Here is a 25,467-nt window from a genome sequence, read left to right as displayed (position 1 = left end):
TCTTATGCTAAAGAGAGAACATCATGCTAACCCAGCCTTCTATAAAATATCACCCTGCTCAAATTATCGATTTTCCTGCCCGCACTTGGCCTTCAAAGCAGTTGAAGACTCCCCCTCGTTGGTGCTCAACAGACTTACGCGACGGCAATCAAGCGCTTGCTAATCCGATGGATCACGCGAAGAAAATGGCTTTCTTTAAGCATTTAATTGAATGTGGCTTTAAAGAAATTGAAGTTGCCTTTCCTGCTGCGTCACAAACAGATTTTGATTTTGTTCGCTTGCTTATCGAAGGCGACCACATCCCTGATGATGTGACGATTCAAGTGATGACGCAATCTCGTGTGGATTTAATTGAACGTACAATACAGTCTCTCGTTGGCGCAAAAAAAGCCATAGTGCATATTTACAACGCCACAGCGCCCGTATTTCGTGAAGTCGTCTTTTGCCAAGACAAAACAGCAACCCTTGAATTAGCCGTGCAAGGCGTTAAACACATTCGCCAATTGTGCGAGCAAAATCCAGATACTCAGTGGACGCTTCAATATTCGCCAGAAACCTTTTGTTTTACCGAAGCAGACTTTGCCTTAGAAGTGTGCGAAGCAGTGAAAAAAACATGGCAGCCAAACCAAGAACGCCCGATGATTTTAAATTTACCAACGACAGTGGAAGTAAACACCCCCAATGTATTTGCCGATCAGATTGAGCATTTTATAACGTCTTTTTCTTCCTTAGAGAACATAACCATCAGCGTGCACCCTCACAACGACAGAGGAACAGGCGTTGCCACAGCAGAAATGGCGATACTCGCTGGCGCGCAGAGAGTCGAAGGCTGTTTATTTGGTAATGGAGAACGAACCGGAAATGTCGACCTCGTCACCTTGGCGATGAATCTTTATAGCCAAGGCGTTCATCCTAATTTGGATTTTTCAGACATACGCCGCACAGTGGAGTTGGTCGAAGAATGCAATGAACTTCCCGTTCATCCTCGGCATCCTTATGCTGGCTCATTGGCTTTTACGGCGTTTTCAGGCTCACACCAAGATGCGATCAAAAAAGGTTTTGCCGCACAAAAACTAACCTCATCGACTGTTTGGCAAATCCCTTATTTACCATTAGACCCGAAAGATATTGGCTGCTCTTATGAAGAAGTCATTCGAGTAAATAGCCAATCTGGCAAAAGCGGTGCCGCTTGGTTATTACAGGAAAATCACGGACTGTTTTTACCACACAAACTACAAATAGACTTTAGCAAAAAAGTCAAAAATCACACCGATAAAACAGGACATGAGATGCCTCTAGCCGATGTTTGGCGTTTATTCAGAGAATCCTACAGGTTGAACCCAGATGACAAAGGCCAAATGACATTAATGGATTATCGCAGCCATAGCTCAAACGGATTACAGGAAATTCGCGCCACATTACGCTATCAGGAAAAAACATGGCAACTGGTTGGCGAAGGCAAAGGATTATTGTCAGCCATGCTTGATGCGTTAAGAAAGCGTTTTAACTGGCAGATAAACATCAGTGACTTTCATGAACACACCTTAGGACAACAGACGAAAAGCAAAGCGGTGAGCTATGTTCAAATTGAGTCCGATCAGGTTCCACCAAGTTTTGGCGTTGCCATTGATGAAGATTCGACCAAGGCCTCGCTACAAGCACTAATCAACGCTTGCCATCCTTTGTACAAAGAAGCTTAGCGAGACGATAACTTTCACGTCTATTGAGATTGCAGTAAATAGTCAGTCGGTGAAACGCCGACTCGACTTTTAAACATCGCACTAAAAGCACTAGGACTATCGTAACCAATCAGAATCGCGGTATCTAAGACGCTTTTTCCGCTGGCAAGATACTCCAGAGCCAAAAGTAAACGCTTCCGCCGCAGCCATTCTGCAAATGTTAGCGACATTTCTTGCTGGAACTTTCGAGTAACAGAGCGCTCGCTTATGCCCAAAATATGAGCACCATCGGCATTTGTCCAATCATGAGCAATACGCTGACTGACATGCTCACACAAAGAAACCAAAGAGTCGGAGATTGGCAATGGCACATAGAAAGACACGCTCGATAAACGACGTAATTCGTCCAAAATCAATTCAATAATTCGCTCATCACGACCTCCTGAAACAATTTCGTTAGGAAGCTCTAACGCTTCAATAATAAGTGCCTTTAACAACATGGATACGTCAATGACAGAGCAATCATGGGGCAAATCGGCCCGAGCAAGAGGATCAATAAATAGCGTTCTAACTTTTACCAAACCGGTCATATAAAGACTGTGTTCAATTCCTGCAGGAATCCACATTCCCCGATTTGGAGGAATCACCCAACTACCCAAACGAGTCTCCACACGTATCACACCGCTTAACGTGTGAATCAGCTGTGCGCAGTTATGAGCATGGTAAGGCTCAAATTTACCGTGTTCATAATCTTGTGCGTAAGCCACAACACTATTTGGTAAATGATTGTTTTGAAACAACACGCAGCTCTCCTAGAAACCCATCGATCATTCAATCGAGTGTACCTATCAATAAGCAGATCTCAACACACTACGCGAGCAAACTTAAAACTCCACAATAACAAGCTTGCTTTATTTAAATCTAACGACCAAAATACTGTATATCAATACAGTATTTTGAGTGTTTTTATGTCTACTTCTTTTATCAATAACAGCGATCAAAAAGGCGAAAAATCTCCTTTCAATCATCCTATAAAGGGGCGCGGCACGGCCAATAATATGGCGGGGCGCTTTGCTATTACGCTGGTTGAAGTAGATGAAAACGACGAAGCTATTGCTTTGCTGGAAACATCATCGCCTAAGACTGAGGTTCGTCATGAACGTGCCAAAAGCATCATCAGTCGTAATTCCTCCCCTGACATACCTTTTCGTATGTCGGTGAACCCTTATAAAGGCTGTGAACATGGCTGTGTATATTGTTTTGCTCGACCCACTCATGCCTATTTGGATTTATCACCAGGGTTGGATTTTGAAACCAAGCTAGTTGCTAAAACCAATGCGCCGTTTTTATTTGAAGAAGAACTGGCGCATCCTAATTACCGCTGTGAACCCATTGCATTAGGGATCAATACCGACGCTTATCAGCCGATTGAGAAACTGCTGAAGATCACTCGGCAATTATTGGCAATTGCCTTGGCGCATCATCAGCCAATCTCGCTGATAACCAAAAGCACTCTAATTCTTAGAGACCTAGATTTGCTCACACAAATGGCAGAGAAAAAGCTCATTCATGTGGCGATCAGTGTGACAACACTCAATAACGATTTAAAGCGTATTTTGGAACCCAGAACGGCATCAGGGAAGACGCGTTTACAAGTGATTAAAACCTTACGCGAAGCTGGGATTCCGGTTTCGGTTCTTGTCGCGCCGGTGATTCCTTTTATCAACGATAACGAGCTAGAAGAAATCGTCGCTGCTTGCGCGGAAGTTGGCGCGCAGTCCATTAATTACATCATGTTGCGTTTGCCTCACGAGGTTGCGCCTTTGTTTTCGGATTGGCTTCACCAGCATTACCCAGAACGTGCTGAGCATGTTTTGCAGCGTATTATGGATATGCGCGATGGTAAGCTCTACAACAGCCAATTTGGCAAACGCATGACTGGCGAAGGCATCTTCGCGGATTTAATCAATCAACGATTTCACGTCGCACGACGCAAATATGGATTGGATGACAACCGATTAAGCTATCTCGATTGTCGTCATTTTGCTGTTCCACCAAAAGAAGGTGATCAGATGGCGTTGTTTTAGTTATTTAAGCCATCGGCATGATGTAAAAAATCCCCCTAAGAGCAAACTCTTAGAAGGATTTTAATGTCGAGTCTTTGTTTCAAGAACAACTATAGTTTGTTGTTAAATTGACTCACCGCATCAACGACTTGTCTTGCGCCAATTTGAATGTCATTCATTACATGACCCGCTTCAGTCGAAAGATCTAACGCTTTATGGGCTTTTTCCATACTTTGTTCGATGAGAGATACGGCTTTTTCTGTCAGGTGTTTATTCTCACCTACAACCTTGATAATTTCTTCGGTGGCCGTACTCGTCCTAGACGCGAGTTGTCTAACTTCATCAGCCACCACTGCGAAACCCCGACCTTGTTCGCCAGCTCGCGCGGCTTCGATTGCGGCATTAAGTGCAAGCAAGTTTGTTTGATCGGCAATACCGCGGATACTTTCTACCAAAGCGGCTACTTTCAATGACTGAGTATTGAGCTCGATTATTCCTTGGCTCGCATTGCCCATTTGCACTGAAAGTTCATCCATTGTCTGAATCGTCGACTCGATGACTTTTTTACCAGTAATAGCGTCCGCATCACTTTTCTTGGAGATGTCATAGGCGATCTTAGAGGTTTCAGAAATAGCGAACTCTCGATTCATTTGCTCGGTAATGACCGTCGCGAATTTAACAACTTTATATAACTCGCCACTTTCATCGTGTATTGGGTTATAAGAAGCTTCCAACCACACCGCATTTCCATGGCTATCAAAACGCTTGAAACGTTCAGAAACAAATTTGCCCGATCTAAGTTGACGCCAAAAATCTTGATATTTTGAAGACTCAACTTCTTTCGAATCACAAAACATTTTGTGGTGTTTACCAATAATTTGGCTTTTTGAATAACCCATGCTTTTCAGGAAGTTTTCATTGGCATTTAAGATAATGCCATCTAGGGTAAACTCAATCACAGCAGAAGATCGGTTCAATGCCGCCAGCATATCTTCCACTTCTTTGGACTGAGAAATCGTTCGCGTAAGCTCAGCCGAGTAAACTTCCAACAGCACGCGCCCATCTTCAACTTGTTTTTTCGGTTGAATAATCGACCTATACCATGCTTCTTGACCTTTCTTGGTCTCTAGCTGTAAAGCGCCATGCCAGTGCTTCTTCCCACTAATAGCAGCCAACATTTTTTGACAATGGTCTTTGTCTAAAGACTTGCCAAGAATGAAATCTTGAATATTTTTACCTGTTAATTCAGCTTTTTCGAAACCACAGGACTTTATGAAAAGCGAGTTTGCATCGACTATTTTTCCGTCTGATGTCATAGCGAAATACAGCATTTCCTGTCTAAGATCGGCTTGAGTCTCTTGAAAGGAAACAAGTTCTTTTTCCAATTCAGTAATTCGGGTCAATAATTTATTGTTACCAAATAACATTTACTTCTTCCTTAAGTATCTCAATTCAATTTTTATTAAAGAGTAGCGGATGTTTTACACGAACACGACATTATTTTTGTTTTAAGAAAACGACTTAGCACTATTTACACAAAAACATTATGTAAATCAGCCGATTCAGTTTATAAACAAGCTTCGACTTACCCCTTTTTTGGAACCTATTTGCATGCCTAGTGATGACTTTATCGATCTGCTCAAACTGCTTATTCGCGCGCCCAGTGTGGTTGGCGCAGAGCATTCATTTTTCCGCGTGTTACAACGCGAACTGGAAGAGCGAGGGGCAAAAGTCACTTGGTACGAAGGTTTGTTGGTTGCCCAAGGCAGCGATCCGTTTAGCACTATGTTTTCGGCGCATATAGATCGTCACGGCTTGGTGTGTACGGGCCCGAATGAATTCCAATACGCAGCGTTTGTATCAGCAAACCGCACTGACTTATTGAACAACTCGGTTTCTGAAGAGTTGATGACCAAGGTCACAGAGCGTTTCAACCATGAAGAGATCTACGCCTACGAGCCTTGGTCTGGGGTGTATCGGGGCAAAGGCACAATAAAAAGCTCTTACGTTTGTGAATTCCGTAACAACTTAATTTTCGAAACCGAAGGGTTAGAAGGTGTGGTTGCTGGTACACCCATTGCGTTTAAAGACCAATTACACATCGTTGACAATCGATTAGAAGGCCAGCTTGATAACGTAATTTCAGCCGCCGCTTTGGTGCATCTTTTTGATCATGGTTTTAAAGGTACGGCCTTTTTTACTGCCCAAGAAGAAGCCGGAAAAAGCTGGCGCTATCTGCTTGAATGGTTCCGTCGCTTTGGTGGCTCAACTAACCGCTTGTTTGTGGTTGATACCAGCCCTTTTCCAAATGTCGATGCCGCCAATGAACAGCTTCTGGTACTTAGGGAAAAAGACGCCAACGCCACGTTCAATAAAGACAGTACACAACTTCTTGAAGAACTGTGCGTAAAAAACAAGATCAGTTATTTGTATAAAAACCGTTACGTGGAAAACGAAAACGCGAAACGTGCTGAGCAAGGGTTGCCGCCAAGCTCGCTAGGTAGTACTGAACTTGGTCGCATTATCGCCGCATCAAATGGCTTGGTAGATGGCACCACTATTCAAATCCCAACCATAGGCTACCACACCATGCACGAATCGGCAGCAGTAGAATCCGTGGATGCGTTTCTGGATATGTTAAAAGTTGTTTCGAATATTTAGATTCACTTCGTACCATTTACTGATTGGTACTATTTGCAACACACAAAAATCCCGTTTCGATATACATTCAAAACGGGATTTTTTATCTACTCAAAAGTAAATATCTAAGTTGTTGGAGTCTTAAGCTTCATTAGCGTTCAGTGTTTACTATCTATGTAAGAGTGCTTACTGGCAAAAGCTTGCAGAGCTTCACAAGCTTGTTCCCATGCATTGTCGTCCTCATATAAAGCAGATTTTAAATACGCTGATGTCATTTTTTGGGTAATGGAGAGACGATCAGGATCTTCGTCATCGGTTTCTTTTGCATCATAACCAGCAATGCCACCTAACCCATGTTTTCCTCCAATTAATGACAACAAAAAATCGCTACCCGGCGCAATATAGTACGGATCCGCATGCCAGTCTGCATCTCGGGTTGTGAAGTGGGGGCTAAGATCTTGATCACCATACACTACTAAATTCTTTGTGGTCATTGATGAATAATCTGGATTAATTTCAGGGAACCTTTCTCTTGCTGATTCAATTAAATCATCTCCCCCTTTGCCCACTGCCGCTAATAGGACTCCGGCTTTGATACGCTGATCTAATACGCTGCGTATATGTGGTAGCATCATGCCCATTAACATAGCCGCTGTCATCGCCCCTGCAGAATGCCCCACGATCGCAATGCGTTCCTTATCTAATCGGCCAGAAAGACTGACTATATCGCGCTCAATTTGCGCCAAATTGTCCAAAATGGTTTTCATTTCAATCACTCTTTCATTGAGAAAAAGTGGCGCATCTGGGTGAGTATTATCGAGACCACCCACTCTTGAGCTTGCATGGGTAGGTTGAATAACGGCAAATCCTTGCTCAGCGTGATAGTTTACCAACGGGGCGTAACCATCTTTAGAAGGCAGGTACGACGATGGCCCATGACCATGAGAAAGTAAGATAATTGGAATATTATCGCCACTTAATGGCAGGGTAATACGAAGTTCAAGTGGTGTTTCACGGCCTTCTACCGTTAGGGTAATTGGGCTAATAGACAGGGTAAGTTGTCGATTAGACTCTGGGATATTCTTAGATTCGGTAACGAGATTATTCATAAAAGCTCCTTAAGTGTTGAGGTGCTAACTCTATCTAAAGGCGCATGTACAATATATAATGAAAAATCCACATTGCATTACCAATAGTATTTAAATGATAGATCCTCTTTCGTGTATTGTGACCCTATTACAACCAAAAGCCGCTTTTTCTAAGGTAGTTCATGCCGCAGGCAAGTGGCGCATTAGACGCGAAGAAATCGGTAATCCTTTCTATTGTGTTGTACTAGAGGGAAGTTGCGAGTTCACATTAAAAGGCGATGAACCGATTGATCTAACCGCTGGCGATTTTGTCCTTGTTCCAGAAGCTCATGCTTTTACGGTAGCTAGCAGCCATGCTCCAGCACTGGACGAAGCCGATACTGTGCCCATTAAAACGGCTGCTAGCACCTATTTTGTAGGTGAAGCAGAGCAAGAGTTGAATGCGCATTTACTTATTGGCCATTGTCAATTTGAGGCGCCTGATTCAAAAATACTAGTATCGCTTCTTCCGAAACTTGTTCACCTTCGCGAAGCGAAAAGGCTCACCACACTGGTCGAGCTTGTTATTGAGGAATCTTTGGCGCAACGCCCCGGCCGCGATTCTGTATTGGCTCGATTATTAGAAATTCTGCTGATTGAAGCTTTTAGAACGAAGATGGACGCGCCAGAAGTTCCTGGTTTGTTAGTCGGTTTAGCCGATGAGCGACTTGCAATAGCAATTCGAAAAATCCATCAAGATGTGAGTAAGGCATGGACGATTGATCAATTAGCCAAAGAAGCCTCATTGTCTCGTTCCAGCTTTTTTCAGCGCTTTAGTAAAGCCGTGGGTTATACACCAATGGAATATGTTATTGCATGGCGTATGGCGATTGCGAAAGACCTCTTAAGACGCCAAACCTTTACTATGGCCACCATTGCAGAAAGGATAGGTTACCAATCTGCCAGTGCGTTTAGCTCTGCTTTTAGCAAACATACAGGACAAGCTCCGTCAAAATTTTTAGTTGAAGACGGTCTTGTTGAGAGAAAGTTACAGGAAGTTTAAACAGAGCAAAACTAGCTTTAGCTACACGCCTACCTAAATTAGCAAATTCAGAAAGCAAAAAAAATCCCGTTTCAAAACATAAACTTGAAACGAGATTTTTACAATTCGAACTATAAAGAGAGCTCTTTTCGAATGATGTCTGCACCCGCTGTTAAGGCATTTAGCTTGCCTCTCGCCACGGCACGAGGCAGCGGAGCCATACCGCAGTTAGTACAAGGGTAGAGCTTGCCTGCATCGACAAACTGCAATGCTTTGCGCAAAGTATTGGCCACTTCTTCTGGTGTCTCTATGGCATGATTTGCCACGTCGATTGCGCCGACCATGACTTTTTTACCGCGAATAAGTTCGAGCAATTCCATTGGCACATGCGAGTTATGGCATTCTAGCGAAATGATATCGATATTGGATTTTTGCAGCTTAGGAAAGGCTTCTTCATATTGTCGCCATTCAGAGCCAAGCGTCTTTTTCCAATCGGTATTGGCTTTGATGCCGTAGCCATAGCAAATATGTACTGCGGTTTCGCATTTCAGGCCTTCAATGGCTCTTTCTAACGTTGCGATGCCCCAATCATTGACCTCATCAAAAAACACATTAAATGCAGGCTCATCAAATTGAATGATATCCACACCAGCCGCTTCTAACTCTTTGGCTTCTTGGTTGAGAATCTTGGCAAATTCCCACGCGAGCTTTTCGCGACTTTTATAATGATCATCATAAAGCGTATCAATCATGGTCATTGGACCTGGCAACGCCCATTTAATCGGTTGCTTGGTTTGCTGGCGTAGAAATTTAGCGTCTTCAACAAACACTGGCTTAATGCGGCTAACAGGGCCAACAACCGTAGGCACAATGGCATCATAGCGGTCACGAATTCTCACCGTCTGACGATTCTCAAAATCCACGCCGCTGAGGTGCTCAATAAAAGTGGTAACGAAGTGTTGGCGCGTTTGTTCCCCATCACTAACAATATCGATACCCGCTTGCTGTTGCTCTTGTAGAGAAACACGCAGCGCATCCTGTTTTCCGTCAACTAATTGATCGCCTTCCAATTTCCAAGGAGACCAAAGGGTTTCTGGCTCGGCAAGCCATGTGGGTTTAGGCAAGCTGCCTGCCGTTGATGTTGGTAGTAGCGTGTTATTAGTACCTGTTTTTTCAATAACTGCTTTTTCAATAACTGTTTTCATAATAAAAGATGCCGTCTATTAAATGTAATGTTGAAAAATAACCATGGAGACTTGCGCCTATGCGTAATTAGCAGACCACTGCTCAAGTACCTTTTGGTAGGGCTTTATAAAATGCTGCTCAGCAAATTTGCCTTGTTCACTCGCTAATTGACTGCGTTCTTCACGGTCATAAACAATTTGTGTTAGAGAATGATCCGAGTTTTTCAAGTTCGGCTGATAGCTCTTTCCAGCAACCGCGTTGGCGTTGTAAATTTCTGGACGGTAGATTTTCTGGAAGGTTTCCATCGTACTGATGGTGCCAATCAGCTCAAGATTGCTGTAATCATTAAGCAAGTCGCCTACAAAATAAAACGCTAATGGTGCAGCACTGTTGGCAGGCATAAAGTATCGAACCTGTAAGCCCATTTTCTGAAAATATTGCTCGGTCAAAGAGGTGCCATTTGGTTGATATTCAATTCCCAATACTGGGTGCTGATTTCCTGTTCGCTGATAGGTTTTATTTTCTGACACACTCAGACATATCACTGGCGGCTTGGTAAATTTTTCTTTAAAGCTGTCTGACTTCACAAAGCTTTTAAAGAGCTTTCCATGCAGATCGCCAAAGTTATCAGGAATGCTAAATTCTTTTTGGCCTTTGTTATGGTTTGGCAGCACGACGCTGAAGTCGTAATCGCGGACATAAGAAGAGAAATTGTTTCCTACAATACCTTCGATACGCTGCTCAGTGTGGTGATCAAGAATATTCGTTTTCAGAATTTCAATGGTTGGGAAAGTCTGGCCCTTCCCTTCGATATCCACATCAACCGAAACGATTTCAAGTTCAACAGAATAACGATCGCCCTTTGCGTTATCCCAATGCGCCAAAGCATTAAAACGATTGTTAATCATCCTTAGCGCATCACGTAAATTCTCTTGTCGTCGCTCTCCTCTGGCCAAATTCGCAAAGTTGGTCGTAATGCGAGTATTGTCTGCAGGGCGGTAGTTTTCATCGAAGCAAATACGCTTAATGGTAAAGATAAAATCGTTGCTCATGGTGACCTCGTATCCTATTTTCTGAAGTGAAATAAGGATCTCTTCCTTGTTCTCACTTGCCAGTTTTTGATTATTGGCGATCTGTCTAATGACTCTATGAGTACATTTATACGCAACCATCATCATGAATAAAAATGAATTAAACTTAATTATATTGAATTTTATTCATTTAAAGAGATGGACGAGCCTCAGAATTGGGAATTTTCAATAACGACTAGGAGGGGAGAATCAAAGACAAGAACGCCCTAAATAGGGCGTTCTATTATCGGGTGCTATTCAACAAGAGAAAACGGAATGACCGGACAATTAAGCACGATATCGGTTCGTTCGATGGTAACCAAACCCTGATCTTCCGCTGTTAGAATCGCTTCTTCAGACGTCAGTTCTTTTGCCTTACTTGGGTCTTTCCACACTACGACATACATCAACCAAAGCGGCGAGTAATGTGTGTCTTGGCTTTTATAGCCTAATGGCTCTGGAACCGAAGCAAATACGCTCCACGCTTGCTCTTGATTCGGAAATGCATACACACGCTCTAACACGGTCTTCACTTGTGGTGGTTTAGGATAATGAGGCACAGCGTCACGCAAACGAGGCGCGTAATTGGCATTTTTGGCTTTTGCCACAGCTTGATCTGATACATCGGTGGTAATGTAGCGAACTTCTTTGCCATCATGCCAGCCATGTAGCAAAGGTAAACTGATTGTGCTCTGTGGCACCTGTTTATTTTTAACAGAATAACTACTACAAGATGCCAATAACAAAACACAGACAATTCCTAAAAGACATTGACGCAACATACCATTCACTCCTGAGTGTTTTAAACAGAAAGATCATTGAAAACCACCAATTAACGGCTATTAATACTATCTACTAACTTATTTAGGCCGCTAATAGCCAACGAGAGACGCGCATGATAGATAAACTTGAAATAAATCATCTTAGAACATTAGATGCGCTCTATCAGTTCAGCAATATTTCAGTCGCTGCTGAACATCTAAGCGTTTCTCAACAGGCTATCAGTCTTCAACTTAAAAAATTAAGAATAATTCTTGGTGATCAGCTCTTTGTTAGAACTGGCCACGGAATGATTCCAACGCCCTATGCCAAAGAGATCGAGTCGCACATTCAACAGATATTGATTCAGATAAATAGCATCCCTCCGGCAAAGATACTTTCTCCACAGGAAATAGAAAGGACTTTGGTTATCTGTGCAACAGACTACACACAAGAAGTGATAGTAACTGACCTAATTAGAGAACTTAGACAATACGCACCTAAAATCAAAGTGATCATTACCAATATAGAACACGCCAATCTAACCAAAAAAATCCATCTAGGCACAATAGATCTTGTTTTTACCACCAGCGCCTATGTTCCCGAAGGATTGATTTCCACTCCATTATTTACAGAGAAGTACTTATGTGTGACAGCGAATAAAGCCATTAAACGTACTCATGATCTATCACTAGAACAATTAACAAAACACGACTTCGTCATCGTTTCGCCAGGCATTGGCAGTTTTATAGGTTCTGCTGATACTTGGTTCGAACAACAAGGCTTTCCACGTCAAGTTACCGTATCCGCCCCATCCTTTCATATGGCTAAAGAAATCTTAAAACATTCAGATATGGTGGGATTCATTCCTTCTAGACTTCTACCGTACGAAGGACTATTTGAGCTTCCATTAGAAAAATACCCACCGGGTTATCAAGTCGTAGCAGCCCATCACCCAAATACCAAAAATGACCTATTAATTAGCTGGTTACTGGACAACATTCAGAAAAAGTTTACTAATTAAAGAGACCTTAACTTGTATCGGTAACAAGCTAGGCTTTATAGTCAAACGACCCACTCAACTCTACTCTAGCGTCACTTTAAACACTATGTAGAGGTCATTATGTCCATTAAACGCATTAACCCACCATCTTTGTATGACGGTACAGCTACTGGCATGTCACAAGCCACTGTCGATACTGATACAGGGTTGGTTTTTATTTCAGGCCAAGTCGATTGGGACACCGATTTTCAAACCAACAATCACGATATGAAAACGCAAACTGCCAATGCGGCAAAACACTTAATCACGGTTTTAGAAGCAGCAAATTCTTCAGTCGAGTCTATTTTGCAGTTACGTGTCTACGTTCGCGGTGAGGTTGCTGACCATATGGAAGACATCGTCCCTATTATCGCCAGCACATTAGGCACTTCACGCCCAGCATTAACGGGAATTGGTGTCGCCTCTTTAACCTCTCCAGAGACGTTAATTGAAATTGAAGCGGTCGCAAAAATCGCTCGATAATATACCGATTCCTGTTTTAACCACAAAGGTTAAAACAGGAACGACATTATCAGCTTAGACATCATTTTCTTTAGGCTTCGAGTATTTATAAACTGTATTTCGACTAACACCAGCGGTTTTCGCGGTTTGCGAAACATTACCTTTGAATTCATTCAGTAATCGCGGAATCAACTGTTCTAGTGGCTCTTCCTGCTCTCTCTGTGAGCTTTCATCGGCTTGTGTCATGGCATCGAGATCATCAAAGAAATCATCAGGCAAATGCCATTCCTCCAATACTTCTTCATCCGCCATGGCCATACCAACTTTAAGTACATGAACCAGTTGGCGCATATTTCCCGGCCAAGGATGAGTCACTAGTAAGTCCAGCATAGGTTGCGACAAAGCAGGACCAGGCTCTTCTTTTCGTAAACGCTCATGGAGGTATTGAATCAATTTCGCTTTGTCAGTTCGTTCACGCAAAGCGGGTAACTCTATGTTCAAACCAGAAATCCGGTAGTACAAATCTTGGCGAAAACGTCCTTCTTTTACTTCGTCTTTTAGGATGCGATTGGTGGCGGATATCAGTTTAATATCCACCGGAAACGCCTCAGTAGAACCCAACGGTGTGACTACTCTTTCTTGTAAAACACGCAATAAACGCGACTGCACAGCCATCGGCATTTCACCGATCTCATCGAGAAATAATGTACCTCGATGGGCACGACGAATCAGGCCAATAGAGCCGCGATTTTGTGCGCCAGTAAAAGCGCCTTTTTCATAACCAAAAAGTTCAGACTCAACTAGTTCTGCAGGAATTGCGGCACAGTTTACTGCGACTAACATCTCTTTAGCTCGGGAGCTGTGATAGTGCAAACTGCGCACAAAAATCTCCTTGCCTGCTCCTGTTTCGCCATGGATCAAAATAGGAATGTCTTTTTCCATGATCTTATGAGCTTGACGTACTAAACGCTCTACTCGGTCGTCGCCATGTTGCAATTCAGCCAATGGAATGACGTTATCTGGAATCGTTTTAGATGGTGATATTTCCGGTTTCTTCACCTTTTCAACAGGCGGATTTTGTTCATTCATAACAAAGGCTTCTGGCTGTGGAGGAGCAACGTAATCAGCACGCTGACGAAAGTCAGGTATGCGCATAATCTGCTGTACGGGAGGAATCACTTTGACATAGAACTGATAACGTCCCATAGCGATCAATTTCATCGGCAAACTATAGGGATGATGCTTAATTTCACGCATTTCAATATCAAAGATTTGATTGATATTGAGTAAGGCTAAATCCTGTGCCAATACCACTTCTGCACGACGATTCGCCGACACAATAGTGCCGTTTTCATCGAGTACCAAGATACCTGACCAATGACTGTCCAAACTGACCACATTGGTATTAAAACTGAGAATGAAATGCTCTTGTTGAAAAGCGGAAAATATCAGACGATTCTCCACACTCAAAGACATCAATTTGACCATACCAAAAGTATGATCCTGTGGAAGATACGCGTCTGAAGAAATGTCTAATACACCGACCAAATCGTTTTTGGTGTTATAGATAGGCGAAGCAGAACCCACCATAAAACGATTGGCACGCAAGAAATGCTCATCTCGTCCAACTTGAATAGCTTCACCGGTAATCAGCGCAGTACCAATGGCATTGGTACCGACGCCCATTTCTGTCCATTGGTTTCCACCCACTAAACCATGCTGTGCAGCACTACCAAAACGCGGTTGCCCCCAAGTATTCAACACATGGCCTTGGCGGTCCGCCAAAACAATCATGCAAGCCGAATTGCTGAGAATATTTTCGTAGTAAGGCAGCACTTCGTTTTCGGTGGTTTCCAGCAAGCTACGATGCTGATCGATCAAGTCACTCAAGGTGCCTTTTGGCAAAGTCGCGAAATCTGGGCTACTGCTGTGATCCAAGCCAAATTGCTCGCAACGATACCAAGACGCTTGAATTCGCTCTTTGTGAGTCTGCGCCAGATTCGCTTCCGAAGCTGGATCTATTTCTGCTGTTGAGGTCGCGATTTTTTGTTGTTTTTGTTCTTCTTCGTCTTGCATTTCCAACTCCAACACATTGGGTAAAACACCTAAAGTGTGCATGAAATGTTCACTGTAATCAGGAGACTGTAAACACTTTGAACACTCGTGAACAGTCCTTTTTCGAAAGTGAAAATCATAAAAAACACTAATAAAAACCGATAAAACCTTTATTTTTCAAAATCTTAACATTTATAAAAAACATAAAAATAATTTTGGCATGGCTTTTGTAAGTACTTAACGAATACAGACAAGATTACAGTGCATTCATTTTTGAGCCTTGCACAAGACCAAAAAGCGTTTGCACTAGAAAACAATAACAACAAAAAAGGTACTTACAATGTCTCTGACGCTGCAGAATGTATCGCGCGTTGTTGAAGGCGAGACGTGGATCGACGATGTAAATTTGTCTCTCGAACCCGGCTCTTTCAACGTTTTACTTGGACGCACGCTGTCTGGTAAAACCACGCTAATGCGCCTCATGGCCGGTCTTGATCGACCAACCAAAGGGAAAATCCTCATGAATGGGGTGGACGTAACGGGTGTGCCCGTTCGCGAACGCAACATTTCCATGGTGTACCAACAGTTCATCAATTACCCCAATCTCACGGTTTACGAAAACATTGCATCGCCGCTTCGCTTAGCAAAGATGGATGAAAAAGAAGTCGACCGCCGTGTACGTGAAACCGCTGAAATGTTGCGTATAGATCCTTATCTTGATCGTCTGCCACTGCAACTTTCCGGTGGTCAACAACAACGTACCGCCATGGCGAGAGCCTTGGTGAAAGACTCGCAAATCATCCTGTTTGATGAACCCTTGGTTAACCTCGATTACAAATTACGCGAAGAGCTGCGCCAAGAATTGCGCGCCTTGTTCAAAGCTCGCAACTGCATCGCCATTTACGCGACAACCGAACCCAACGAAGCCTTAGCCTTGGGTGGTAACACTGCAGTATTGAACGAAGGTCGTTTGTTGCAAATGGGACCAACCGCTGAGGTTTACCATCAACCCAAAGACATTATCACCGCCGAGATGTTCTCAGAACCACCAATCAACGTGGTTCCCGGTCGCGTCAGCGAAGAAGAAGTGACTTTTGACGACACCGTACATTTTCGTTTAAACAGCGATTTACGTCGCCTAACTCCCGGTGAATATCAGTTCGGTGTGCGCGCCTCGCACATTGGTTTAGTGCCACATTCTGACGACGACTTAGAACTACCAGTGCGAGTGGATTTGGCTGAAATCAGTGGCTCTGAAACCTTCTTGCATGTTCACAATCCGCATTTTGATTTAGTGCTGCATTTATCTGGGGTTCATGCCTACCAAGTGGACCAAGAAATTAAGGTCTACTTCCCAACGCACAAACTTTACGCCTTTGACGCTCAAGGCAAGATGGTGCATTCCCCAGCACGAATGAGGGATCAATAATCATGGCCTCTATTACATTAAATGCCTTAGCGCATACTTATACAGACAACCCAACCAAGCCAGAAGATTACGCCATCCGCGAAATGTCCCATGTGTGGGAGCAAGGAGGTGCTTTCGCTCTACTTGGCCCATCTGGTTGTGGAAAATCCACCCTACTGAACATCATTTCAGGTTTGCTGGAGCCTTCCCATGGGGAAGTCTTATTCGACGGCAAACGCGTGAACGAATTAAAGCCAGAAGAACGCAATATCGCTCAGGTTTTCCAGTTCCCTGTGGTGTACGACACTATGACGGTGTTTGATAACTTGGCCTTTCCACTGCGCAATATTGGCGTGCCGGAATACAAGGTGAAGTCGAAAGTATACGAAGTCGCTGAGATTCTTGAACTGTCTGACCAGCTAAAACGCAAAGCCAAAGGTTTATCGGCAGACCAAAAGCAAAAAGTCTCCATGGGCCGCGGTTTAGTACGCGACGATGTGTCGGCGATTTTGTTTGATGAACCACTCACCGTTATCGATCCTCAGTTGAAATGGAAACTGCGCCGTAAGCTCAAGCAAATCCATGAGCAGTTCAACATCACCATGGTGTATGTCACCCACGACCAGTTAGAAGCCTCTACTTTCGCCGATAAAATCGCCGTGATGTACAACGGTAAAATCGTCCAGTTCGGTACCCCACGAGAGTTATTCGAAAAACCAGCCCACACTTTTGTTGGCTACTTCATTGGTAGTCCGGGCATGAACTTTTTTGAAGCCGAACTAAAAAGCCAAGATGATAAAAAAGAAGTACTGATGTTCGGCGATTATGAAATCTCAATCAGCGATGCCATGCTGACACGTTTAAAAGCCATGGGCGCCAATAAGGTTACTTTGGGAATTCGCCCGGAATTTGTGCATGTTTGGGACGGCAAAAATAACGATGCTTTCCCTGTAGAAGTGGACTACGTGGAAGACCTTGGTACATACAAAATCCTATCTTTCTTATTCCAAGGGCAAGTGATGAAAGCGCGCCTAAGTGAAGACCAGAAAGTGCCTTCAGGGCAAATCTACGTAAGCTTCCCTGAGCAATGGACTAAGGTCTATGTAGATGAGTATCTGGTTGATGTAAGTGATCAAGCCCACTCAGAAGATCCAAAAAAGGAGACTGGCCATGCAAACTAAAGTCGAAAACAATAAGGCGTGGTTCCTTGTTCTGCCTGTTTTTCTCATCGTGGCTTTCTCTGCCATCATTCCTCTTATGACGGTGGTGAACTATTCGGTACAGGATATTTTTGATCCTTATACACGCTACTTTGTCGGCACAGAATGGTTCAAGCAAGTGATGCTAGACAGCCGCTTACAAGAAGCCTTGCTGCGTCAGTTTATCTATTCTTTCACGATTATTATCATTGAAGTGCCACTGGGGATTTGTGTTGCCTTGATGATGCCAACCAAAGGCCGAGGCGCGTCTTTGGCCTTAATTCTGGTTGCCATTCCTTTGCTGATTCCATGGAATGTGGTGGGCACTATTTGGCAAATCTTTGGCCGTGCAGACATCGGTTTATTTGGTGCTTTTATGAGCAGTATCGGTGTCGATTATAACTATGCCTCTGATCCTACCGACGCTTGGTTAACAGTTGTCTTGATGGACGTGTGGCATTGGACTCCATTGGTTGCCTTATTGTGCTATTCCGGACTGCGGGCGATTCCTGAAGTGTATTATCAAGCAGCACGCATCGACCAAGCATCACGCTGGGCGGTATTCCGTTACATCCAGCTACCGAAACTCACTAACGTGCTGATTATTGGTGTGTTATTGCGCTTTATGGATTCTTTCATGATTTACACCGAACCTTTTGTTCTTACCGGTGGCGGCCCAGGTAGTTCCACAACCTTCTTGAGCCAAGCCTTAGTACAGCAAGCCATCGGTCAGTTTGACCTTGGTCCTGCCGCAGCGTTCTCGCTGGTGTACTTCTTAATCATCTTGCTCGTGTGTTGGGTGTTCTACACCACCATCATGAACATGCAAAAAGACAAGTAGGAGCGGATCATGACGCAATCAAATACCTCTATGACACGCACACGCAATACAGGTAAAAAAGAACAAGCCCCGGTTTACAGCAAAGCTGAACGTAAGACGCGTAATGCCCACCTTCGTGGACGCTTCGGTTTGGTGCTGTATTTGGTGCTGTTACTACTGCCAATCTATTGGCTAATCAACATGTCATTTAAAACCAATACCGAAATTCTCAGCGGCTTATCTTTCTTCCCTGAAGATTTCACTTTGGCAAACTACGCTAAGATATTTGGCGACCCAACCTGGTACATGGGTTACGTAAACTCAATTTTTTACGTGTCCATGAATATGGTTATCAGTCTACTGGTTGCCTTACCTGCTGCTTATGCCTTTAGCCGCTATAAGTTCATTGGTGATAAGCACATGTTCTTCTGGTTACTCTCTAACCGTATGGCGCCACCAGCTGTGTTCTTACTGCCATTCTTTCAGCTGTATTCTTCTGTTGGTTTGTTTGATACCCATATTGCCGTGGCGCTAGCTCATTGTATTTTCACAGTGCCTTTAGCCGTGTGGATACTGGAAGGTTTTATGAGTGGCGTACCTCGTGAAATTGATGAAACAGCGTATATCGACGGCTATTCGTTCCCTAAATTCTTCGTGCGTATCTTCATCCCCTTGATTCGCTCAGGTATCGGCGTGACAGCCTTCTTTTGCTTCATGTTCTCTTGGGTAGAGTTGCTATTAGCACGGACGTTAACGTCAGTTGATGCAAAACCTATCGCGGCCATTATGACTCGAACCGTCTCGGCGTCAGGGATGGACTGGGGACTACTCGCAGCCGCAGGTGTGCTGACTATCCTACCGGGTATGTTGGTCATTTACTTCGTTCGTAACCATGTGGCGAAGGGCTTTGCCCTTGGTCGAGTGTAAGGAGAATTATTATGGCTTGGATGTCTTGGACATTACCTACCGCCCTATTTTTTATCGGCATTGCTGTGATCTTGGTCGGCATGACCACATGGCAACTGGTCTCGCCTTGCGTGGAACGTCGTGGCTTTTTGCCACTGGCAACCACGCGTGGTGATCGCTTATTCATTGGCCTGCTTAGCAGTGCTTTTATCCACCTTGCATTCGTTGCGTTAACGGATGTGAACATTGCGGTGGCAACCGTCCTATGCGCATTTTGGATGATCATCCTGATGCGTTGGGGCTAGTCAACGTCATTATCAGTAATGAACTGATGGACTCTCTAGTACGACAGGCACGGAAGCCAAACATAAAAAACCAAAAAGAAAAACCAAACTTTGTTGAGGTAAACTATGCACTACAATAAGAAAAAAATTGCACTCGCCGCCTTACCCTTTGCTGTCATGATGCATTCGGCCACATTATGGGCTGACGCGTACTCAGACGCTGCAGAGAAGTGGGTAGATACCGAATTCACCGTTTCTACACTAACCAAGCAACAACAGCTTGACGAAATGCACTGGTTCACCGAAGCCGCGAAAAAATTCCGCGGTATGGAAATCAACGTAGCGTCTGAAACCTTAACGACTCATAAATATGAGTCTCAAGTTTTAGCTAAGGCCTTCACCGAAATTACTGGCATCAAGGTCAATCATGACCTGATCCAAGAAGGTGATGTGGTCGAAAAACTGCAAACACAAATGCAATCTGGCCGTAACATCTATGATGCTTACGTCAACGATTCCGACTTGATCGGTACCCATTTCCGCTACGGCAAAGTGGTACCAATCTCAGACATGATGACTGGCGATGGCAAAGATTTCACCTCGCCAACCTTGGATCTTGCCGACTTTATCGGTTTGGATTTCACTACAGGGCCAGATGGCAAGCTTTACCAATTACCAACCCAACAGTTTGCTAATCTTTATTGGTTCCGTGCTGACTGGTTTGCTCGTCCTGATCTAAAAGCCAAATTCAAATCTATCTATGGTTATGAGCTAGGCGTGCCAGTTAACTGGTCTGCTTATGAAGATATCGCTGAGTTTTTCACCGATAAAGTGAAAACCATTGATGGTGAACGTATATACGGTCACATGGATTACGGTAAAAAAGACCCATCTCTAGGCTGGCGTTTCACCGATGCTTGGTTCTCTATGGCAGGTGCGGGCGATAAAGGTCTTCCAAACGGCTTGCCTGTAGACGAATGGGGTATTCGTATCAAAGATGCGTGTTCGCCTGTTGGTTCAAGCGTCTCTCGTGGTGGTGCAACAAACGGCCCTGCTGCGGTTTATGCAACAACAAAATACGTAGAATGGCTGCGCAAATACGCGCCACCAGAAGCGCAAGGCATGACCTTCTCTGAATCTGGCCCTGTGCCAGCTCAAGGTGGCGTGGCTCAGCAAATTTTCTGGTACACCGCCTTTACGGCTGACATGACGACCAAAGGTCTTCCTGTTGTAAATGAAGATGGTACGCCAAAATGGCGCATGGCGCCGTCTCCTGTTGGGCCATACTGGGAAGAAGGCATGAAAAAAGGTTATCAAGACGTGGGGGCTTGGACTTTCATGAACTCAACACCAGAAGACCGTCGTCTAGCCGCGTGGTTGTACGCTCAGTTCACCACAGCAAAAACCGTTTCATTGAAAAAAACACTAGTAGGTCTAACACCTATTCGTGAATCAGATATCAACTCTCCTGAAATGGCAGCTGCGGCGCCTAAATTGGGTGGCTTAGTTGAATTCTACAAAGGACCGGCGCGTAAACAATGGTCGCCAACAGGGATTAACGTACCTGATTATCCTAAACTAGCTCAGCTTTGGTGGCAGTACATTTCTCAAGCGGCAAGTGGAGAAGCCACACCACAGGAAGCGCTTAACGGCCTAGCAGAAGCGCAAGACAAAGTAATGGAGCGTTTAGAACGTGCTAACGTACAGCCTCTATGTGGACCAAAAATGAACAAACCACGTGACGAAGCTTACTGGTTGGCTCAACCGGGTGCTCCAAAACCAAAATTGGCGAACGAAAAACCACAGGGTGTTACAGTTTCCTATGACGATTTGCTTCGTTCTTGGGAATAAGATAACTCTACACTCTCTGAACATTTGACCGGCCTAGGCCGGTCTTTTTCGAGTGGAAAATGGCGAGGATTAAATTGCATTGGCAATAGTTGATATTACGTGGCTAAATAAATAAAAGTATCAATGTGTCAATGTGTCATTGTTTCATCGTCCACCATCAAAGCTTTTAGCTCGTCCTGCAAGCTTTCAATCTTTTCAGCCAGTATATGCTGCTGAGAAGGCGGTATTTGAGCAATATCCTGAAGCGATACTTTTTCTAAGTTTTCGAGCAAGCTAACCAAATGTTGTATGCGGTCATCTTTTCTGTTCATGCGGGTTCTCTCCGTAGATAGCATGGTGACTACATAACCATAGACAACTTTTAGAAATTACTCTGTCATAAATGAGAAAAGTTATGTAAAAAATTGAAGTATTTGTTAGATAAGAACAAAAAACTTTGATTTTAAAGCATTATTTATAGCTACAAGGGCGAACACCTGAAATCACTAAGACTCTAACGCTGAACGGGAAACCAACTCGATGACATTTTCTAACCGTGAAAACTTCCGAAAAAAGGGTGTCCTTCAACTCTCCAATGTTATCGATGTTGAAATGCTTGCCGATGTGCAAACTCATCTTTGGCAAGAAGTGGAGCGCAACTTTAGCATCAATATCGACGAACCTAGTACATGGTTTACCAATGCCAGTAACCCTGTCGGAGACGCTCGTGCAAAACGGCTAAACGGTATGGGATCGATTATGCGAGAGCTCAAAGCGTCAGGTAAATTGGATAAGGTAGAGAGTGCAATCCAATCGGCTATTGATAAGGTATTTGGTGCTCATTCATGGCAACCGCTAGATCTTTGGTATTCTTTGTTGAGTTTTCCGGGCTCAGAGTCAGTTTGGAATGTGCCTCATAAATCTTGGCATAATGATGAACCCACTGTGGTGGAAGACGCCGAGCCGTGGAGCCTATTTGTTTTTGTATTTCTCGATAATGTCACTGCCGATATGGGGTCAACAACGGTCGTATCTGGCTCTCATCGACGAGCGGAACGTCTCGCAACAGCACTAGGAACATCCAATAACGCGGCGTTAATAAACGCCTTTGAATCGGTGAACAGCGGACTGTTTGAAAACCCTGAAGACGTCACGCTACTGCCCATGGATCAGGTGTTAGATCCCCTTATTCAAGAAGATCCGTGGTTCCAAGAACTGGTTAAAGAAGGCTCCCCTGATCAACGAATCCAACGATTCATAGAAGAAGGTAGTTCCCTGCATGGCATCGAACAGAGAGTTGTCACATTGACCGGCACCGCTGGAGACATCATTGTATTCGATCCGCGCTGTCTTCACACTTTTTCGGCCAATGTTTCAAATCTTCCTCGACAAGTATTACGACTCGATTTTAGGCGCAAAATATAACCTATCGGCCAATACCCTTATTTGCCTTCTTACTTAAACAGTCAATAAAAAAGGCAAACGCTATGATTTCCCAGTAAAATACAGCACCTACCATTTCACTATTTATAAGGTTTTCATGGCAACATTTACGCAGCCCAATTCATTAGATCAGTCCAATGAGGCGTTAGAGCATGCTAGAAAGGCATTTGAAATCAGTGCTTCTAACTTCACGACAGATCACACCGATGTCATCAGTCACATGCAGGCAATTGTTGATATCTTGCTAGCACAAAAACAGTTTGCCGAGGCATTAAAAGAAATCGAGCAGTTAAAGGCACTGGCGGCTTCGAACAAAAAGATCAAAATCGCCATGCTTGAGATGAAAGGTCGAATCAAACAGGTCGGCGCTAGATCAGGTTTTCGATCTAGAGCCACCAAGAAATATACGACCAAAAAACCCAAGAACAGTTAGCCAATCATAGAAGCTTACAGGTTAAAAATTATGCCTCCTGTTCGAGGAGAAATTCCGTTAGCAGTTTATTCACTTCCACTGGCTCTTCAATTTGTGGCGTATGGCCGCAATCTTCTAAAATAATCAATTTAGAATTAGGTGTCATGGCTTGAGCATGTTGCGAATGCGCTAGTGGTATCACCACATCGTGGCGGCCATGAATAAATAAAACTGGCTTCTTTGTCGAAGATAGGATCGCGAGCGTTTTGCTGTAGAGACTTTCTCTTTGTCCCGATACCGTCGATATTTCTTTCAAAGTGGCAACAAAGGCTGCTTGAGCTCCTTCTCGCATAACATTGCGAGCTATGGTCGCTTTTACTTTTTCAGTGACTTTATCCTGATCATAAAAAATGCCTTTAATCTGGTTATCGATCGACATCTGTCCAGGCTTTGATATTAATTTCCCCAAAATCGGCAATAGCATCAAGCGAAAGGGAAGAGGGATATCTTTACCAAGTGCAGCCGAATTCAATAAAACGGCTTTTGTGACTCGCTCTGGATGAAGTCCCATCATATGAACACTGATCCCAGCCCCCATAGAGTTTCCACCTACAGCAGCCTGATCAATCTTCAGCGCATCTAAAAAATGCCATGCAAAACCTGCATATGTTTCTATGCCAAAGGCATCATGGGGAATATCTGACAGGCCATGACCGGGTAAATCCCAGCTAATAATTCTGAAATGCCCAGCTAGTGAGTCCGCTTGCGCTTCCCATGTTTCTAGCGATGAGCCAATACCATGAGTCAGTAACAGTACCGGCTTTTCACCGCCAGTGTCTCGATAGCGAATCGTATTGCCTTGAACGGATGTGTATAAATCTTCCAAAATAGTGCCCTCTCATTGTTTTTATATTTATATGGACAAGGTTAGCAAGGCATATGCCATCTTTAATAACAGCCGTTAGATTACTGATTTTTAAAGACTTAACTGTTTGATTAGAAAACAAAAAAACCAGTTTTCACACTGGCTTTTTTTGGCGTTTAAGCTTTTTTATTTTCTCATCAAATGATAAAACAGAAAAACAAGGGAGGTAGATTTTTTATCATTTAAACAATCGCAACCAACTATCAAATCAAGCTAATCAAAGCGAAAGCTAGAGGCTGTCCAGCCACCGAAAAGCCCTTCATCGTGATACACACAAGTTGCTTTACCATTTTGTGCCGCTCCAAGAGCCACCATTAGCGGAATCAAATGATCTTCTCTTGGGTGAGCAATACGAGCATAAGGCGCTTTGTCCCACTCAACCAATCGACTGTTTCGCTCTGCTGGTGCTGATTCCAGTAATGTTTCTTGTAACCAAGCATCAAAGCCATTCGAAGGCTTGATGGCTTGTGGGCCTCTCAATCCAAGGTTGTGAAAACTCAAGCCACTGCCGACGATCAATATGCCTTCTGCACGTAATGGTGCCAACGCTCGGCCTAATGCCATGTGTTCTTCTGGGTTTAAGTTCGATTTAAGTGACAATTGAACCAGTGGCATATCAGCCTCTGGATACATCACTGCCATGGGAGCAAATGCGCCGTGGTCGAAACCTTTTTTATCATCCAAATCCACTGGAAACCCTGCACCTTTTATGAGTTCAGCGACACGAGCTGCGACGTCTGGCGCGCCCGGAGCCTGGTATTTCACTTCATAGGTATGAGCTGGGAAACCGTAATAATCGTATTCCATTCCCGGAGCTGGACTAGACTGAACACCAAAAGTTTTGCGCTCCCAATGGCCAGAAATCATCAAAATGGCTTTTGGTTTTTCAGGCAATTCTTCCGTCATTCGAACCAAAGACGCTTCAAGATTAGAAAACATGGCGCGCATGTCTGTCATGTAAGGCCAAGGGCCGCCGCCATGAGAAATAAAATAAGTGGGTAACATAATCATTCACCTCTAAAACTGGAATAATTAGCCAACTCGCTAAAAGCTGAATTGGCTTTATTTGATGTGATCAGTCTAGGCTTGCGACTCAACTTGATCAATATGCATCCAGTTAACCCATCATTTCATTTTAATCAACAATCTAATAAAAAAGACTGCTTGAGTTTC

24 protein-coding genes are annotated in these 25,467 nt (G+C 43.8%); 14 read left to right on the top strand and 10 right to left on the bottom strand.

The features are described 5' to 3' along the window. The first annotated feature begins 23 nt into the window (after positions 1–23). The gene (gene leuA / locus CYL31_RS02330; RefSeq protein WP_212917388.1) at positions 24–1,700 is read left to right on the top strand and encodes a 2-isopropylmalate synthase; all 1,677 of its coding nucleotides are present in this window, start codon (positions 24–26) and stop codon (positions 1,698–1,700) included. Positions 1,701–1,720: 20 nt separating this feature from the next. Here leuA and CYL31_RS02325 read toward each other — a convergent pair whose 3' ends face one another. Beyond that, positions 1,721–2,482, bottom strand: coding sequence for an AraC family transcriptional regulator (locus CYL31_RS02325; protein ID WP_212917387.1), 762 nt, complete (start codon positions 2,480–2,482; stop codon positions 1,721–1,723). Positions 2,483–2,647: 165 nt separating this feature from the next. On the opposite strand from CYL31_RS02325, the gene CYL31_RS02320 reads away from it, so the two are divergent. Continuing rightward, the gene (locus tag CYL31_RS02320; RefSeq protein WP_212917386.1) at positions 2,648–3,766 is read left to right on the top strand and encodes a PA0069 family radical SAM protein; all 1,119 of its coding nucleotides are present in this window, start codon (positions 2,648–2,650) and stop codon (positions 3,764–3,766) included. Between the two features lie 89 nt (positions 3,767–3,855). Here the strand turns inward: CYL31_RS02320 and CYL31_RS02315 are convergent, their stop codons facing one another. Next, positions 3,856–5,172 carry a methyl-accepting chemotaxis protein gene (locus CYL31_RS02315; RefSeq protein ID WP_212917385.1) on the bottom strand — a complete coding sequence of 439 codons (1,317 nt, stop codon included), beginning with the start codon at positions 5,170–5,172 and terminating at the stop codon, positions 3,856–3,858. A 184-nt stretch (positions 5,173–5,356) separates the two neighbouring features. Between CYL31_RS02315 and CYL31_RS02310 the strand changes: the two genes are divergently transcribed. Beyond that, positions 5,357–6,406, top strand: a complete 1,050-nt coding sequence (locus CYL31_RS02310) for a peptidase M42 (RefSeq protein ID WP_212917384.1) — start codon at positions 5,357–5,359, stop codon at positions 6,404–6,406. A 137-nt stretch (positions 6,407–6,543) separates the two neighbouring features. Here CYL31_RS02310 and CYL31_RS02305 read toward each other — a convergent pair whose 3' ends face one another. Next, positions 6,544–7,494, bottom strand: a complete 951-nt coding sequence (locus CYL31_RS02305; RefSeq protein ID WP_212917383.1) for an alpha/beta hydrolase family protein — start codon at positions 7,492–7,494, stop codon at positions 6,544–6,546. A gap of 94 nt (positions 7,495–7,588) precedes the next feature. Here CYL31_RS02305 and CYL31_RS02300 point away from each other — a divergent pair, with 94 nt between their 5' ends. Beyond that, complete coding sequence (locus CYL31_RS02300) at positions 7,589–8,515, top strand: AraC family transcriptional regulator (RefSeq protein WP_212917382.1); 927 nt, start codon at positions 7,589–7,591, stop codon at positions 8,513–8,515. Positions 8,516–8,625: 110 nt separating this feature from the next. Here CYL31_RS02300 and CYL31_RS02295 read toward each other — a convergent pair whose 3' ends face one another. The 3 genes from CYL31_RS02295 to CYL31_RS02285 form a co-directional block, all read right to left on the bottom strand. Beyond that, complete coding sequence (locus CYL31_RS02295; protein ID WP_212917381.1) at positions 8,626–9,699, bottom strand: methionine synthase; 1,074 nt, start codon at positions 9,697–9,699, stop codon at positions 8,626–8,628. A 57-nt stretch (positions 9,700–9,756) separates the two neighbouring features. Beyond that, positions 9,757–10,731, bottom strand: a complete 975-nt coding sequence (locus CYL31_RS02290; RefSeq protein ID WP_212917380.1) for a DUF1852 domain-containing protein — start codon at positions 10,729–10,731, stop codon at positions 9,757–9,759. Between the two features lie 272 nt (positions 10,732–11,003). Continuing rightward, positions 11,004–11,531: a DUF7482 domain-containing protein gene (locus CYL31_RS02285; RefSeq protein WP_212917379.1), complete on the bottom strand. Its 528-nt coding sequence runs from the start codon at positions 11,529–11,531 to the stop codon at positions 11,004–11,006. A 113-nt stretch (positions 11,532–11,644) separates the two neighbouring features. On the opposite strand from CYL31_RS02285, the gene CYL31_RS02280 reads away from it, so the two are divergent. Beyond that, positions 11,645–12,532 carry a LysR family transcriptional regulator gene (locus tag CYL31_RS02280; protein ID WP_212917378.1) on the top strand — a complete coding sequence of 296 codons (888 nt, stop codon included), beginning with the start codon at positions 11,645–11,647 and terminating at the stop codon, positions 12,530–12,532. Positions 12,533–12,631: 99 nt separating this feature from the next. Next, positions 12,632–13,033 (top strand): RidA family protein, encoded by a 402-nt coding sequence (locus CYL31_RS02275; protein ID WP_212917377.1) that lies wholly within the window; start codon positions 12,632–12,634, stop codon positions 13,031–13,033. A gap of 54 nt (positions 13,034–13,087) precedes the next feature. Here CYL31_RS02275 and CYL31_RS02270 read toward each other — a convergent pair whose 3' ends face one another. Beyond that, positions 13,088–15,130, bottom strand: a complete 2,043-nt coding sequence (locus tag CYL31_RS02270; RefSeq protein ID WP_346729488.1) for a sigma-54-dependent Fis family transcriptional regulator — start codon at positions 15,128–15,130, stop codon at positions 13,088–13,090. 277 nt (positions 15,131–15,407) lie between these two features. Between CYL31_RS02270 and CYL31_RS02265 the strand changes: the two genes are divergently transcribed. From CYL31_RS02265 to CYL31_RS02240, 6 genes are all read left to right on the top strand, one after another. Then, positions 15,408–16,496 carry an ABC transporter ATP-binding protein gene (locus tag CYL31_RS02265; RefSeq protein ID WP_110574671.1) on the top strand — a complete coding sequence of 363 codons (1,089 nt, stop codon included), beginning with the start codon at positions 15,408–15,410 and terminating at the stop codon, positions 16,494–16,496. A 2-nt stretch (positions 16,497–16,498) separates the two neighbouring features. Then, a complete protein-coding gene (locus tag CYL31_RS02260) occupies positions 16,499–17,656 on the top strand; it encodes an ABC transporter ATP-binding protein (protein ID WP_212917376.1) in 1,158 nt (385 codons plus the stop codon). Continuing rightward, positions 17,646–18,515, top strand: a complete 870-nt coding sequence (locus CYL31_RS02255; protein ID WP_212917375.1) for a carbohydrate ABC transporter permease — start codon at positions 17,646–17,648, stop codon at positions 18,513–18,515. The genes CYL31_RS02260 and CYL31_RS02255 overlap by 11 nt, the downstream gene beginning before the upstream one ends. Before the next feature lie 30 nt (positions 18,516–18,545). Beyond that, positions 18,546–19,421, top strand: a complete 876-nt coding sequence (locus CYL31_RS02250; RefSeq protein WP_212918820.1) for a carbohydrate ABC transporter permease — start codon at positions 18,546–18,548, stop codon at positions 19,419–19,421. Positions 19,422–19,432: 11 nt separating this feature from the next. Beyond that, complete coding sequence (locus tag CYL31_RS02245) at positions 19,433–19,705, top strand: DUF2160 domain-containing protein (protein ID WP_212917374.1); 273 nt, start codon at positions 19,433–19,435, stop codon at positions 19,703–19,705. Positions 19,706–19,810: 105 nt separating this feature from the next. Beyond that, positions 19,811–21,535 (top strand): ABC transporter substrate-binding protein, encoded by a 1,725-nt coding sequence (locus CYL31_RS02240; protein ID WP_212917373.1) that lies wholly within the window; start codon positions 19,811–19,813, stop codon positions 21,533–21,535. Between the two features lie 128 nt (positions 21,536–21,663). Here CYL31_RS02240 and CYL31_RS02235 read toward each other — a convergent pair whose 3' ends face one another. Next, positions 21,664–21,846, bottom strand: a complete 183-nt coding sequence (locus tag CYL31_RS02235) for a hypothetical protein (protein ID WP_212917372.1) — start codon at positions 21,844–21,846, stop codon at positions 21,664–21,666. A 208-nt stretch (positions 21,847–22,054) separates the two neighbouring features. Here CYL31_RS02235 and CYL31_RS02230 point away from each other — a divergent pair, with 208 nt between their 5' ends. Together CYL31_RS02230 and CYL31_RS02225 are read left to right on the top strand one after the other, a co-directional pair. Next, positions 22,055–22,939, top strand: coding sequence for a phytanoyl-CoA dioxygenase family protein (locus CYL31_RS02230; protein ID WP_212917371.1), 885 nt, complete (start codon positions 22,055–22,057; stop codon positions 22,937–22,939). A 115-nt stretch (positions 22,940–23,054) separates the two neighbouring features. Continuing rightward, positions 23,055–23,390 (top strand): hypothetical protein, encoded by a 336-nt coding sequence (locus CYL31_RS02225; RefSeq protein ID WP_212917370.1) that lies wholly within the window; start codon positions 23,055–23,057, stop codon positions 23,388–23,390. A 28-nt stretch (positions 23,391–23,418) separates the two neighbouring features. Here the strand turns inward: CYL31_RS02225 and CYL31_RS02220 are convergent, their stop codons facing one another. Both CYL31_RS02220 and CYL31_RS02215 read right to left on the bottom strand, forming a co-directional pair. Next, positions 23,419–24,255, bottom strand: coding sequence for an alpha/beta fold hydrolase (locus CYL31_RS02220; RefSeq protein ID WP_212917369.1), 837 nt, complete (start codon positions 24,253–24,255; stop codon positions 23,419–23,421). A 252-nt stretch (positions 24,256–24,507) separates the two neighbouring features. Next, complete coding sequence (locus CYL31_RS02215) at positions 24,508–25,299, bottom strand: DODA-type extradiol aromatic ring-opening family dioxygenase (RefSeq protein WP_212917368.1); 792 nt, start codon at positions 25,297–25,299, stop codon at positions 24,508–24,510. Between the last annotated feature and the right edge of the window lie 168 nt (positions 25,300–25,467).

The sequence above is a fragment of the Marinomonas sp. A3A genome, from assembly GCF_018336955.1.
Lineage (GTDB): Bacteria > Pseudomonadota > Gammaproteobacteria > Pseudomonadales > Marinomonadaceae > Marinomonas > Marinomonas lutimaris.
The sequence above is the reverse complement of the archived record's forward strand: the minus strand, read 5'-3'. Positions and strand labels throughout refer to the sequence as shown.